Here is a 14,300-nt window from a genome sequence, read left to right as displayed (position 1 = left end):
ATATCAGTGTCCCGGTGCGGCAGCCTTTCCTGAGGAGAGCATTTGAACCGCTTCGTTACTGATCACTGCCTGGGGCAGGGTACGAACTACATCGCCCTGACTGTTAATGCTGAGTGTACCGGTTAATCCGGACAGTTTCGTTTGCGGTAAAGTCATCATGGATGGCATGTAAGGAAGCAGATTATAGGCGTCTACACCGAAGGCGAACAGCCTGGACATTTGCGTTGAACGCTGTGGCCAGAGGGTTTCTGAGCGGCTTTGCAAGGTTTGCCATTGATGCTGTGGCAACATCCAGGGCATGTCCAGGAAGCGCACATTCTGCAAATCACGCCACTGGTTTTTGGTGTCATCATACTCAATAGAACGGGAGGTGGCGAAAACCGGCACTGTCTGCCCGTTGAAAGGGCTCAGGCTGGCTTCTACCATGGGGTTCAGCAATTCAGTCTGCTCAGGCGATGCAAAAACAATGATGGCGTCTACGTCCCGGCGGTTGCGGGGCACGTTGTACAGTTTTTCGTTAACCATGTACTCAATCTGCTTAATTCTGTCGTGACTTTGAGCCACGTCCAGCGACTGAGTAATGCCTTCACGCAGGCTATTGCTGTCGGTAAATTGCACGGTGGTTAATTTAACCTGTTTTCCCTGTGCTTTATTGCCATTTAATTCCTGCCAGCGGGTAGTGAACGCAGTTTCCATACGTTGATTGATGCTGTTCCGGGCAGAAACGACGATTGGCGTTTTAAATCCGTTCTGGTAAATATAATCAGCAAGCTGGGTTGCTTCATCTTCCGGTGCAAGGGCAAAGAAAGCCTGCTGACTGTTGGCAGCGGGCTGAAGATTAAGGGCATTCCCGGCCTGTTCAGTGATGTCTGCCAGAGAAGGGACATCGGACGTCAACGTATTACCTGTTACGCTTTGCTGGTTATCACCGGCTGCTACCGCGTCGGCGCGGTTAAGGGCTAGCAGGTGAGTGCCGGCAGGAATACGGTGCATAATGCCTTCGACATTTTCCTTCAGTAGCGGTCCAATCACCCATTTGTAGCCATGAATTGCGCTAAGCAATTCATCCGCTGTTTTGTTCTGTGTATCAATAAAGTTCAGTGATACCGGCTGTTCACCCGCGCGCAGAGAACTGGCCTGGTCGTAATAGGCAGAAAGCAAACCTTCTTTAATTGTTGTGCCCGTTGCGCCAAGTTTGCCGCTTAAAGGCAATAATACGGCAACTTCACGGGGTTGCTCGGTGCGTAATTCTGCACCGGCAACGACACTGGCTGGCATATACTCACTAACAGGATGTCCGCGATAAACCTGATTGAACTGAACCAGTGCGCGGCTCAAGCCTGCCGGAGACAAACCCTCCGTTGCTGCCAGGTCATACAGAGCAAGGTAAGGCCGGAGAGTGGCTGAAGATGCCTGAGCCTGTTGTCGCTGAGACGGTGTGGCACGGTTAATCAGTGCCCAGATTTTCTCCACACTTTCTGCAGAAGGCTCCAGTGATTCTGCATACGCTTCTGCTGCTCCCGTCCAGTCATGCTTACGCTCAAGTATCGTTGCACGCAGCGCCTGCTGACGGCGCTTCAGATCACCGGCTGTAGCAAGAGGAGACAGCAGTGACAGTAATTCGTTATCGCTGGCAGCGTCATCGCCGTTATACAAAGTTGCAATCAGCAAATTCAAACGAAGGCGGTTTTCTTCTGCTACGCCATCTTCTTTTAATGACAGCAGTATTGCCTGTGCTTTATTGCTTTCATATTCTTGCAGGTACAGGTCTGCGGCATCAAGCAGATAGCGGTTACGCTGAACGGCATCATGGTTGTCCTCCCATGCAGACCGCGCTTTCTTAATCAGCGACTCCGGAGAGTCGTCTATGTTCACTACAGGTAACTGAGTGTTTGATTCAACCGGCGTGCGGGATTGCACGGTTTTAGGTGTACTGCCACAACCGGCGAGTACTAACGCGCTGGCAATGAGAGTGAGTTGTGAGAAGCGGAGGCAACCTGCAGACAAATTCACCGAAAATTCCTTCTGATGAGAAACCACGTCAGTGTAACGAAAACACACAGAAAATCTATGTTTGCAGCGATAAACTGTCCCTTCGTCATGCTACAATCCGGATACAACAGCTCCTGCCAGGCTGCCCGACGGGCTATGCATCCGCTGCGCCGGTTTCAGCGCCGCCGCTAATGTCAGTTACCTGTGCTTTTTATTTTGTATGAGATAACACTATGTCTGAATCTGCAACGCTTTATATTGTTCCCACTCCGATTGGCAACCTGGATGATATTTCACCCCGGGCATTAACCGTTTTGTCGGAAGTGGACTGGATTGCAGCAGAAGATACCCGGCATACTCATAAACTGTTGCAGCACTTTTCCGTGAATACACGCACGCTGTCATTGCATGAGCATAATGAAGATAAACGCACTGCCATGTTATGCCAGCGTTTAAAAGACGGGGAAGCTGTTGCTCTGGTCAGTGATGCCGGTACGCCTCTTATCAGCGACCCGGGGTTTATACTGGTTCGCCGGTGCCGTGAAGAGGGGATCCCTGTTGTGGCATTACCTGGCCCTTGTGCCGCGATAACCGCGCTGAGTGCTTCCGGTTTGCCCACCGATAAATTTATGTTCGAAGGCTTTTTGCCACCCAAAACCGGACCGCGTAAACAGGTACTGGAAGGGTTGTGCGAACGGACATTCACAACGGTGTATTACGAGGCGCCAAGACGGGTACTGGATACTGTACAGGATGTTTGTGAGACCCTTGGCGAACACCGTCATATTGTGCTGGCTAAGGAGTTGACCAAAACCTTTGAGACTTACGTTGATGGTGCAGCTAAAGATGTGGCTGAGTGGTTGCAGGAAGATCCGGTGCGTCAGAAAGGGGAATTTGTACTGATGATCAGCCCGGCTGCTGCTCAACAAAAAGCGTTGCCGCCGGAAGCATTATCGCTGCTGGCATCACTCAAGCCGTTGCTGCCGCTGAAAAAAGCGGCAGCCATTGTTGCGGAACACTACAACCTTAAAAAGAATGCACTGTATCAGGCTGGTCTGGAGATGGACGGGGAATAACCGGAAAACGGAGAAACATCCATCACAGATGAAGATTATTGATCCGCAGTTCATGCATGTGGATACAAATCTGCACAGTAATCAAGGAAAACAGGAGCGACCATGATTGAAAAGACGTTGTCTATCGAAATCAACAAGGGAACATGGATGCTCGACGTAGTGGCCGAGCGTAATGATGATGGTGTCTATGATCTGATTTACCCGCATAAAGAAGCGAAGATCCATGTGCACGAAGAGCACATGTACGGGCTGGAGTACAGTATCAGTGCACCGGAAGGGACGGAGTTTAAGATTCTGCTGGACGGAGAATTGCTGCTGGATGACCGCGTCAGTCACACCGGTATCTGCCGCGGTAGCTGCGTTATCTAACCCTCGTTCTTTTTCACCAGGGCGTCACGGATTTCCTGCGTTGAGCCCGCCGGCGAAGTTCAGCTTGCAGGCATAAAAAAGACTGCTGATTTCTCAAGGCAGTCTTTTCGTTTATTGCCGGCACGTTTTAAGACAAACGGCCTTTAAAATCTTCGTAGCTGAACTGACGGATCAGATCAAAGTTTCCGTCTGACCGCAGAATACCAATCCCCGGATGCTCAACGCCGTTGAAGAACGTGGTTTTCACCATGGTATAGTGGATCATGTCTTCAAACTGCAAACGGTCACCAATTTCCAGCGGTTTATCAAAGGAATAAGTGTCAATCACATCACCGGCCAGACAGGAATTACCGCCTAAACGGTAATCGTGAGCTTTTTCGCCCGGTTCACCGGCACCCAAAATGGCAGGACGGTAAGGCATTTCCAGAACGTCCGGCATGTGTGCCGTGGCGGAAATATCAAGAATGGCAATTTTGCCTTCATTCTCAACAATATCGACTACTTCGGCGATCAATGGTCCGGTCTGCCAGGCGACGGCAGAACCGGGTTCCATAATCACATCGAGGTGAGGATAACGGGCTTTGAAGTCTTTCAGCGTTGCAATTAAATGCTCAACATCATAACCGGCACGGGTCATCAGGTGACCACCGCCCAGATTGAGCCATTTCAGTGACGGCAGCCATTTAGCGAACCGTGCCTCAATGGCCTTCAATGTGCGTTCAGTGGCGAAGGAATCACACTCACACAGGTTGTGACAATGAAAACCTTCAATACCTGTTAAATCCACACCTTCAAGCTCAGAAGCACGGATCCCCAGGCGGGAGCCGGGGGCAGCCGGGTCATATAACGGGGTATCAGCTTCCTGATGTTCAGGATTGATACGTAATCCCATGGATATGCCGCCCAGCGCTTCACGGTGGGTATGCCACTGATTGATGCTGTTAAACGAGATATGGTTGACCAGATTTTTCAGCTCAGCAATATCAGCCTGCTTGTAAGCCGGAGAGTATGCATGGACTTCTTTGCCCATCTCCGCGGCCAGTTTAGCTTCCCATACTGAGCTTGCTGTTGCACCGTGCAGGTAAGGTTTGATGATGTCAAAGCTGGACCACATAGAGAACCCTTTGAGCGCAAGAATAATACGCACGCCGGATTCGTCCTGAACACGCTTCATCAACGTCACATTACGAATTAACTTTTCCTCTTCCAGCACATAGCAGGGAGAAGGAATATCATTTCGCTGTGTTAAATCAGTCAACCTGTTGTCTCCAATTAACGTTTGAACGGACTTTCGTCACACTCAATAACATGCCACGGTAAACCGTGAATGTTCAGCTGCTCCATGAACGGATCCGGATCAAATTGTTCCATGTTCCATACGCCTGGTGCTTTCCACTTATTCTGCAGCATCATCATTGCGCCAATCATTGCCGGAACACCGGTGGTGTACGATACGGCCTGTGCGCCCACTTCTTCGTTACAGACTGCGTGGTCACAGTTGTTGTAGATGAAGATAGTTTTCTCTTTGCCGTCTTTCACACCGGTAATATAGGTACCGATACACGTTTGGCCTGTGTAGCCTTCAGCCAGTGAACCCGGGTTAGGTAATACCGCTTTCAGGAACTCCAGAGGGACAATTTTCTGACCCTGGAAATCCACAGGCTCAATGCTGGTCATACCGATACCTTCAAGCACGCGCAGATGATTCAGGTAAGCATCACCAAACGTCATCCAGAAACGGGCACGTTTCAGGGTAGGGAAGTGCTTAACAATCGATTCCAGTTCTTCGTGGAACATGAGGTAAGACGCACGGACACCAATGTTCTGGTAATCCAGATCTTCACGTACGCTCAATGGATCAGTTTCTTTCCATTCGCCATTTTCCCAGAAACGGCCGCGCTGAGTGATTTCACGGATATTAATTTCAGGGTTAAAGTTAGTCGCGAATGCCTGACCGTGGTCGCCGCCGTTACAGTCGACGATGTCCAGATAATGGATTTCATCAAAGTAGTGCTTTGCAGCGTAAGCGGTGTATACGTTCGTTACGCCCGGATCAAATCCTGAGCCTAACAACGCCATAATGCCGGCATCTTTGAACTTATCCTGATAAGCCCATTGCCAGCTGTATTCGAATTTAGCTTCGTCTTTGGGTTCGTAGTTCGCAGTATCCAGGTAATCTGTTTTGGTTGCCAGACACGCGTCCATGATTGGCAGATCCTGATACGGCAGTGCCAGATTGATCAGCAAGTCAGGCTTTACTTCGTTAATCAGTTTTTCAACTTCAGCAGCATTGTCTGCATCAACGGCATAAACCGCTTTTACGCGATCAGCACCGACTTCTTTTTGCAGGGCTTCGCACTTGGATACAGTACGGCTGGCCAGATAAATTTCATCAAAATATTCTGGCAGGCGGGCACATTTTTTCACTGTTACAGCGGCAACACCGCCAGCACCAATAATTAAAACGCGAGACATATTTTTATTTCCCGTGACGTTAGGTAAATTTGCGCTGAATGCTAGCAGACATCAACTTTTTGGCAAGCAAAGTTAGCCGGTAACCAGCAATTTTTCAGCCCGGTATTGGCGGGGATACCACAATCTTTTTCCCGACCCGGAAGTAGGGATACAGTAGCATAGTTTCATCGCCGTTTGGATGACCGGCATTGATGGCAATGGCGTTGAGTTGTTTGTGTCTGTCTGTGGTAACGGTAGCGGCGTATACCAGCACACTGTAGCTGTCGGTGTCAGTGGTGGTATCGATGATTCGCCATTGAAGCTGTTCGATAAGGTAACTTTCATTTTCGCCGTGGCAACGGTCGTCGGCAAACAGGCAGCCGACGCGGCCATCTTCATAAATTGCAGCAAAAGGATACAACGCGCTGCAGTGAGGAAGCATAAGTTCACAAAGATGAAGTGAGCGGTTAACCAGCAATTGCAGTGGTTCGGGCAATTGTTGCGGATTATTAATCAATCTGGTTCTCCTGATAAAACGTGTTGATTTTTAAGTGTAAAAATTCAACGAAAAAGATAACCCTGCACATAATCTTTAAGCAGACAGAATATGTGCATTGAAACGGGGAAAGTGCCCGTTCAGATCACATCACCGTGCGCCCTGAAGACCTCCAGTATGCACTAATAACACAGCTGAACCAAAGGAAAATTGACCGTTGGCAATCATATCTTTAACGGCAGCAAACATTTTCCCTGAATAGACCGGCTCAACAGGTATGTTGTAGCTGCGCTGCATATCATTGCAAAACGCTTTCAGTTCTTCCGGCGCTTTGCCGTAACCACCACAATGATACTGATGATTAATTTGCCATGCTGGCATCACGGTGTCCGGAGGAAGCAGGCTCTCTACCAGTGATTCAAGGTACGCTTCACCCTTAAGCACTGCAATGCCTGTTGCGCTCTGTGGTTTTTTTAGTGCGGTAATTAACCCTGCCAGAGTCGCGCCGCTGCCCACGGGGACGACGACATGCTCAAATTCCACATCACATTCTTCAACAATCTCTGCCACGCCTTTCAGCGCGAGATGCTGACTGCCACCTTCCGGAATGGTTACTGAACGGGGATAACGTTGAGATAAAGACGAGAGCCAGTCAGGATCATCCCGTAGTTTGTAGGTTTTTTTATCAACGAAGTGGATGTCCGCCTGCCAGCGATACAAATCTTCCAGCATGGGAGTAAGGTTCGTTGAGTAATCTCCCCGCACAATCGCCGTGAATGGCAAACCAGACAATGCACATAAAAAGCCGCAGGCATGAAGATGATTAGAAAAGCCGCCACCAAAACTGATGATGCGTTCACAACCGGCGGGCAGAGCATTGAAGGTGTATTTCAGCTTTCGCCATTTATTACCGGATATGACCGGGTGGATGAGGTCATCCCGTTTTATATACAGATTCAGTTTATCCGCACCCGGCCAGTCAGGGTGGAATGGTTGCAACGGTGAAGGCAGCAATAGCTCTCCGGTATCGTGCAGAGAAATTGGTGAGATCATTAATATAAATTGTTCTGAACAGCTACATTAACAGATGTTAATGAATGATCAGGCCGGGTGCAAAGCTTGTAATCACTATTAGTTACCTGTTCCGGATAACGGAGGTTTCCAATGTTTACGAAAACAGCCGGTGCGCTGGCTTTATCTGTATTTATGTATTCTGCCGCCGCAGATCCAGTTTCTGATCCGGAGGCCGGATTCTGGCCGCACAAAGCAAAACTGGCCGGAGAATCACGGCTCAGCTATCTGTTCTGGGATGTATACGACATCAGGTTGTTTACCGCTGATGGCAGCTGGCAGGATAAGCGACCGTTCGCTCTTGAGCTCACCTACCTGCGCGGTTTTAACGGCAAAGACATTGCAGAGCGGTCGGTGAAAGAGATGAAGGGGCAGGGGATCTCTGACAAAGCCGTTCTTGACCGCTGGGAAAAGGAAATGAAAGCGCTGTTTCCCGATGTTGAAGAAGGTGACCGCCTGACAGGGGTGGCTGACAGTCAGGGAAATACACAGTTTTATTATAATGACGAACCGCTGGGCAAAGTTGAGGATGAAGCGTTTACTGACGCATTTTTTGCTATCTGGCTGGCGGAAAACACCTCAGAGCCTGCTGTTCGCAAAGCCCTGACCGGAGAGAGAAAATGAAATCAGTTTTACGTATTTTACTTGCTGTTACTTTTGCTACAGGACTGGCAGGTTGCGCTGGCGCGCCTGAGGGCGAAACCTATCGTCAGCAAACGCCTGCATTCGATTTGTATCAGTTTTTCAGCGGTGATGTTAAAGCCTGGGGCATTGTGCAGGACCGTTCAGGTGAAGTGGTTCAGCGCTTCATGGTCGACATAAACGCCCGTCAGGAAGGCGATGTACTCTTTCTTGAAGAGGCCTTCAGTTATCAGCTCGGTGACGGCGTGAAAAAGCGCACCTGGCGCATTACTCCGCAGGGAAATGGCCGGTACGCCGGTGAAGCGGGCGATATTCTGGGAACCGCAACGGGCACCAGTTACGGCAATGCTTTTAACTTCTCTTATTCCATGGATTTACCCGTGGATGATACCACCTATGAAGTCGCCTTTGACGACTGGTTTTTTGGCATGTCTGAAGACACCATGATGAACCGCTCCTACATAAAGAAATTTGGCATTACCATGGCAGAAGTGACCATATTCATGCAGAAGCAGTGATTTGATTACCCTGCAATATGGGTCTGTGAATGAATAGTGCGTCTGCAGTTCCAATAAGTGACCTTCATTAACAAAGTGATTTAATGTTATGTTATAACATTAAATTTGTGTAGAATGTTGTGAATGGCTTTCCTTCATTGGAGGAAGGCATTTTTTATATCTTTTTATGATTGAATTTGATTGAGGTTGGCTGTTTTGGGTTTCAGTTTTATTCAATTGTTATCACTTACAGGAGCGTTCAGATGATTTATAAGCCAGAAGAATTCATGCATGTCGATTATCTTTGGAATGACGAAGAAGCGAATAATTTAAATGCGGTTGAGAACTTGATTTACCGTTCCAATATTTTGGGTTCTGATCTTCGTATAACCAATACAGGAGGCGGAAACACATCGGCAAAAATCATGGACAAAGACCCGCTAACTGGTACCGAAGTTGAAGTGCTATGGGTGAAAGGTTCCGGCGGTGACTTGAGAACTTCGGTAAAAGAAAACTTCGCGACGCTCTATCAGGAAAAGCTGTGCTCGTTAAATAACGTCTACCAAACTTTCGATGACAAGGGCTATAAGGAGAAAGGTGAAGACCGCATGGTTGGCATGTTTCCACACTGTGTTTTCAATTTAAATCCAAGGGCCTCGTCTATTGATACGCCTCTCCATTTTATGATTGATGAAAAGCATGTCGATCATATGCATTCAAATGCGGTTATCGCTGTAGCCACCTGTAAAGACCAGGTTGCACTCACTGAGACGATATGGGGAGGCAAGCTTGCCTATATGCCGTGGATCAGGCCAGGATGGGAAGCGGCACTATTATTGAAAAAGACTTACGAGGCAAATCCGGGAATTGACGGTGTTTTAATGGGTCAGCACGGGCACATAAACTGGGCAAACGAAAGTAAAGCCTGTTACGACCTTTCTCTGAGTATCGCGGAACGGGCAGCCCGATTTATTGAAGAGCATGATAAAGGTGAATTAACGTTTGGTGGTGAAAAATACCAGTCTCTCACCGAACAGGAACGTGCAGATTTACTCTCTGACTTCTTACCCGTAGCTCGTGGGCTTATCTCAAAAGAGAAGAAATTTATCGCTACCGTGCAGGCTGACAGTACGATTTTACGGTTTGTGAATAGTCACGATGCATCACGTTTAGCGAGTATGGGCACTTCTTGTCCTGATCATTTTCTGCGAACCAAAATTAAACCATTATTCGTTGATTTCGACCCGCAGACAGAGAACGTTGACAGTTTAATAGAGAAATTCAAAGCGGGACTCAAGGCGTATCAGCAGGATTACGCTGACTACTACAATGCCTGTAAGCGCGAAGGCTCTCCCGCTATGCGTGATCCAAGTCCAACGGTGGTGCTTATTCCGGGCGTTGGTATGATTGCATGGGGTAAGAATAAAAGTGAATCCCGGGTAACCGCTGAGTTTTATAACTGCGCAGTAGAAGTCATGCGAGGTGCTGAAGCGATTTCTGAATACCAGGGGCTCCCTCCCCAGGAAGCATTCGACATTGAGTATTGGGCGTTAGAAGAAGCGAAGCTTCAGCGCATGCCCAAAGAGAAGCCTTTAGCAAGAGATATCGTGGTGGTGATTGGTGCCGGTGACGGCATTGGTAAAGCGACAGCCCATCGCGTAGCAGCTGAAGGCGCGCACGTGGTTTGTGCCGACCTTCGTGCAGAAAATGCTAAGCAGACAGCAAATGAACTTACCGCTAAGCTTGGACAGGGCATTGGTGTTGCGGGAACAGGGATTTCAGGCTGCGGGCCCGCTATTGCACTTGAAGTAGACATTGCCAACAGAGAGTCAGTTAAAGCAATGCTTTCAAACGTGATAATGGCGTATGGCGGTATTGATAAAATCATCGTAACTGCGGGCGTATTTAGAGCCGAAGGCGCTGATTTACTGGCTAACGACCAGATTTTCGACCTCAGCTTCAACATAAATGTGAAAGGCGGTTATATCGTTGGTTCAGAGGCTCAGAATGTGTGGGCTAAACAGGGGCTGAAGGGCGCGTTAGTGCTGACAACCAGTGTTAATGCTGCTGTGTCGAAAAAAGGTTCCATCGCTTATGACACCAGCAAGGCGGCGGCTAATCACCTGGTCAGAGAGTTGGCGGTAACACTTTCCCCGCTAGTGAACGTTAACGCCCTCGCGCCAGCTACGGTGGTGCAGGGTAGCAGTATGTTTCCAAGAGAGCGGGTGATCTCTTCGCTGAGCAAATATGATATCGGGTTTGATGAGACAGAAAGCACAGAGTCGCTGCGCAATAAACTCGCTGATTTCTATGCACAGCGTACGTTAACTAAGTTGCCTATTACACCTGATGATCAGGCTGAAGCGGCTTACCTGCTTATTTCCGGTCAGTTAAGTAAAACAACCGGGCAAGTTATCAGCGTGGACGGCGGATTACACGAGGCGTTTTTAAGGTAATCTGTAGATAAAGAGAGGAGATGCATGGCCTTAAACTGTACCGGTTTGGCCATGCATTATTTTTTAGCTCAGGTGGTGCAGCAGAACCTGAACAGGATGGCGAGGCTTGAAGCCTTCTAATCGTTTCACCTGGCTTCTGCAGGAATATCCAGTTGCCATTACGTGCTCTGACTCCGCACCCGCAATGGCTGGTTGCCAGCTTAGCCCGTAAATCGCTTTGGATGTGTCTTTATGCACTGTTTCATGACCAAATGTACCCGCCATACCGCAACAGCCGACAGGCAATGCTCTACATCGCAGCCCCGCTTTTTCAAATAATTCCCGCCATTGCGTTTCAGATTCAGGTAAGGCTGTTTTTTCTGTGCAGTGACCAAGTAAAACATACTCATGACTTGACGTTGTAGGCATGTCCGGCATCTTGTCGTACAACCATTCGTTCAATAAATACACCTCGAAGTTACCTCGTTTGTCACCAAGAGCTTTGGTGTATTCATCGCGATAACACAATACCAGGGATGGATCGAGACCTACCATCGGCAGCCCGGTTTCCGCTATCTTATTTAGAAAGGCAGCTGATGCCGCTGCAGTATCTCTGAAAGCGTTGGTAAACCCTTTCACGTGTTGAGGTTTACCATTCGGTTTGAAAGGAAGAAGGTGTGGCTTGAACCCGAGCTTTTCTAATAATTGCAGAGTGTCGGTTATCAGCTCTGCTTCGTAATAACTGGTAAAGGGGTCCTGAACGAGTAATACTGTATTTTCACGTTCATCCGGACCTATTTCCTCAACTTTCGAAAAGTCGAACAGGTATTTTTCGCTGATACGCTGTTTTAAAGTAGGAACCGAAAGTTCGGGGGCATCTACGTAACCAATCCTGTTCTCTAACAGGTTTTTAACCGGCATGGAGGTCATAAGCCGGTTGACCACTCTGGGGATTTTTGCCAGCCACGGCGTCATAGTTTCTACACCTGCTACCAGGTAATCTTTCAGCGGGCGGTTGTAACGGTGATAATAAAAATTCAGAAATCTGGCCCGGAATGCGGGGACATCAACTTTTACCGGGCACTGCGTGCTACAGGCTTTGCAGGCAAGACACTCTTCCATACTTTCAAGGACCTCATGGGAAAAATCATCCGGAGAATGCAACTTATTCCGGTAACGAGTATACCAGGAAGTACTACCTGATTTTTGTTCAAGCATCTCAGCTTGCAGATCGTGTTCTGCGAGTAGCCTTAACCACTCTTTTAACATGGATGCTCTGCCTTTCGGGCTGAAGCGCCTGTCGCCTGTGGCCTTAAATGAAGGACACATTGGAGAATTTGTATCGTAGTTAAAGCAGAGACCATTGCCGTTACAGTCCATTACGGTCTGAAAGGCATCTCGTGTTGCAACAGGGATTTCCCGATCATAGCGTCCCCGTTTTTCATCATCGATATTGACAAGTGTTTCATCGCCCGCCAATGGTGTACAAATTTTTCCGGGGTTCATTTTATTTTCCGGATCGAAGGCTGTTTTAATTTTTCTGAGTTCATTGAACAGTTCATCACCAAAAAATGCAGGACCATACTCGCTCCGGTAACCTTTCCCGTGTTCTCCCCACATTAGGCCACCATACTGAGCGACCAACCGGACAACATCGTCGGAAATTTCCCGTAACAGGGCTTCCTGCTGAGGATCACATAAATCAAGAGCTGGGCGAACATGAAGTACTCCCGCATCGACATGCCCGAACATACCGTAATGCAGACCTTTATTGTCTAACAATCTGCGAAAGGCCAGAATGAAATCAGCCAGGTTTTCAGGCGGAACAGCGGTATCTTCGGCGAATGCTACTGGTTTGGCTTTAGAGCGCGTTTTGCCGAGTAGTCCCACAGCCTTTTTTCGCATGGCATAAATTTTATTGATCTGCCCGGTGTCGCGGGTGACCTCGTAACCAATAATGCCGTTTGCTCCGTTTTCTATTTCTGTGTTGAGACGGCACTGTAAGGCATGTACTTTTTCTTCAATATCGTTCTCATCATTGCTGTTATATTCCACCATGTTGAGACCAAGTATATCCTTGCCGGAAACCTCTTTGATCAGCGATTTAACGCTGTGCCAAATAATATCCTCCCGTGCGAGGTTTAATACTTTGCTGTCTATTGTTTCTACCGAAGTGGCCTTAGCTGCAACCATTTGGGGCGCATGGCGGAGTGCCGATTCAAAGGAATCGTATTTTATATTGAGCAATACTTTATGATTTGGAATAGGGGTAATGTTAAGGGTTGCCTCAGCAATAAAGGCCAGTGTTCCTTCAGAACCACAGAGGATCCTGCTTGGATCCAGCACATCCAGTTCATCGTTTAAAATATGCTCAAGGTCGTAGCCTGTTAAAAAGCGATTTAAACGGGGAAACTTCTTAACAATTTTCTTTCGCTTACCTATACCGGTTTCGATGAGCTGCGCCAGAATTCTACTTTTAATACCACCATCAGAAATACGCTTCTTCGCTTCTTCAACAGTCAACGGAGACGTCTCGAACAAAGTGCCGTCGACCAGTACAGACTTTAATCCCAACACGTGATCAGATGTCTTTCCATAAACGAGGGAGCCCTGACCTGATGCATCCGTATTTATCATTCCGCCGATAGTCGCGCGGTTGCTGGTGGACAGATCCGGCGCAAAAAAATAGCCGTAGGGACGGAGGAAGTCGTTTAGCTGGTCTTTAACTACGCCCGCTTGCACACGCACCCACTTTTCACGGGTATTAATTTCCAGAATCTGATTCATATGCAGTGAGGTGTCGACAATGAGGCCGTCAGTTAATGACTGCCCGTTTGTACCTGTTCCTCCGCCTCTGGGGCTGAATCGAATGCCTGAATGTTGATGCCGGGCTGCAAGTTTTCCTAAAAGAAACAGATCATCAATATTCGCTGGCAGTACGATTGCTTGTGGTAATTTTTGATATACAGAGTTATCTGTACTGTAGAGCACCCGACTGCCGTAACTCTGCTGGATATCTCCTTTGAATCCGGCTTCCTTCAACTGAGCCAGAAAGTTAATGTACTCCAGCTGTATAAGTGTTCTGCTATCAAGGGCAGGGATAGATTTATGCATACCGTATTGCTCTTCTCATTATCAGCTTTACTAATGCCTGAGGCAGGTAATCTAATTTCAAAATCTAGATTGTTACAATATAACATAACATTTGTTCGTGTTTGCACGTGAATCATCATTTACAGGGGTTACCACCAATAACTATTCAGGTTAC

General features: G+C 48.0%; 11 protein-coding genes. 5 read left to right on the top strand and 6 right to left on the bottom strand.

All coding sequences use genetic code 11. The features are described 5' to 3' along the window. Nucleotides 1-3: 3 nt before the first annotated feature. Nucleotides 4-2,013, bottom strand: a complete 2,010-nt coding sequence (locus tag ACXAGC_RS05480; protein ID WP_474843102.1) for a penicillin-binding protein activator — start codon at nucleotides 2,011-2,013, stop codon at nucleotides 4-6. Between the two features lie 212 nt (nucleotides 2,014-2,225). On the opposite strand from ACXAGC_RS05480, the gene rsmI reads away from it, so the two are divergent. Both rsmI and ACXAGC_RS05470 read left to right on the top strand, forming a co-directional pair. Beyond that, nucleotides 2,226-3,068, top strand: a complete 843-nt coding sequence (gene rsmI, locus ACXAGC_RS05475; protein WP_474843100.1) for a 16S rRNA (cytidine(1402)-2'-O)-methyltransferase — start codon at nucleotides 2,226-2,228, stop codon at nucleotides 3,066-3,068. A gap of 102 nt (nucleotides 3,069-3,170) precedes the next feature. Further along, nucleotides 3,171-3,437: a hypothetical protein gene (locus ACXAGC_RS05470; protein WP_303572802.1), complete on the top strand. Its 267-nt coding sequence runs from the start codon at nucleotides 3,171-3,173 to the stop codon at nucleotides 3,435-3,437. Between the two features lie 127 nt (nucleotides 3,438-3,564). Here the strand turns inward: ACXAGC_RS05470 and nspC are convergent, their stop codons facing one another. The 4 genes from nspC to ACXAGC_RS05450 form a co-directional block, all read right to left on the bottom strand. Then, on the bottom strand, nucleotides 3,565-4,695 hold the full coding sequence (gene nspC / locus ACXAGC_RS05465) for a carboxynorspermidine decarboxylase (protein ID WP_474843097.1): 1,131 nt from the start codon (nucleotides 4,693-4,695) through the stop codon (nucleotides 3,565-3,567). Between the two features lie 14 nt (nucleotides 4,696-4,709). Then, the gene (locus ACXAGC_RS05460) at nucleotides 4,710-5,912 is read right to left on the bottom strand and encodes a saccharopine dehydrogenase family protein (RefSeq protein ID WP_119502261.1); all 1,203 of its coding nucleotides are present in this window, start codon (nucleotides 5,910-5,912) and stop codon (nucleotides 4,710-4,712) included. A gap of 94 nt (nucleotides 5,913-6,006) precedes the next feature. After that, the gene (locus ACXAGC_RS05455) at nucleotides 6,007-6,408 is read right to left on the bottom strand and encodes a hypothetical protein (protein ID WP_119502260.1); all 402 of its coding nucleotides are present in this window, start codon (nucleotides 6,406-6,408) and stop codon (nucleotides 6,007-6,009) included. A 129-nt stretch (nucleotides 6,409-6,537) separates the two neighbouring features. Further along, nucleotides 6,538-7,440 carry a 1-aminocyclopropane-1-carboxylate deaminase/D-cysteine desulfhydrase gene (locus ACXAGC_RS05450; RefSeq protein WP_474843095.1) on the bottom strand — a complete coding sequence of 301 codons (903 nt, stop codon included), beginning with the start codon at nucleotides 7,438-7,440 and terminating at the stop codon, nucleotides 6,538-6,540. Nucleotides 7,441-7,551: 111 nt separating this feature from the next. Between ACXAGC_RS05450 and ACXAGC_RS05445 the strand changes: the two genes are divergently transcribed. The 3 genes from ACXAGC_RS05445 (at nucleotide 7,552) to ACXAGC_RS05435 (ending at nucleotide 11,053) form a co-directional block, all read left to right on the top strand. Further along, nucleotides 7,552-8,082: a chalcone isomerase family protein gene (locus ACXAGC_RS05445; RefSeq protein WP_474843093.1), complete on the top strand. Its 531-nt coding sequence runs from the start codon at nucleotides 7,552-7,554 to the stop codon at nucleotides 8,080-8,082. Continuing rightward, a complete protein-coding gene (locus ACXAGC_RS05440; protein WP_474843091.1) occupies nucleotides 8,079-8,618 on the top strand; it encodes a DUF3833 domain-containing protein in 540 nt (179 codons plus the stop codon). Before ACXAGC_RS05445 ends, ACXAGC_RS05440 begins: the two co-directional genes overlap by 4 nt. 242 nt (nucleotides 8,619-8,860) lie before the next feature. Further along, complete coding sequence (locus ACXAGC_RS05435; RefSeq protein WP_474843089.1) at nucleotides 8,861-11,053, top strand: bifunctional rhamnulose-1-phosphate aldolase/short-chain dehydrogenase; 2,193 nt, start codon at nucleotides 8,861-8,863, stop codon at nucleotides 11,051-11,053. A 63-nt stretch (nucleotides 11,054-11,116) separates the two neighbouring features. Here the strand turns inward: ACXAGC_RS05435 and ydiJ are convergent, their stop codons facing one another. Continuing rightward, on the bottom strand, nucleotides 11,117-14,146 hold the full coding sequence (gene ydiJ, locus ACXAGC_RS05430; RefSeq protein WP_474843087.1) for a D-2-hydroxyglutarate dehydrogenase YdiJ: 3,030 nt from the start codon (nucleotides 14,144-14,146) through the stop codon (nucleotides 11,117-11,119). Nucleotides 14,147-14,300: the final 154 nt, after the last annotated feature.

The sequence above is a fragment of the Alteromonas sp. AWJ4_197 genome, assembly GCF_056160285.1.
This window is presented reverse-complemented; position numbering and strand designations above follow the sequence as displayed.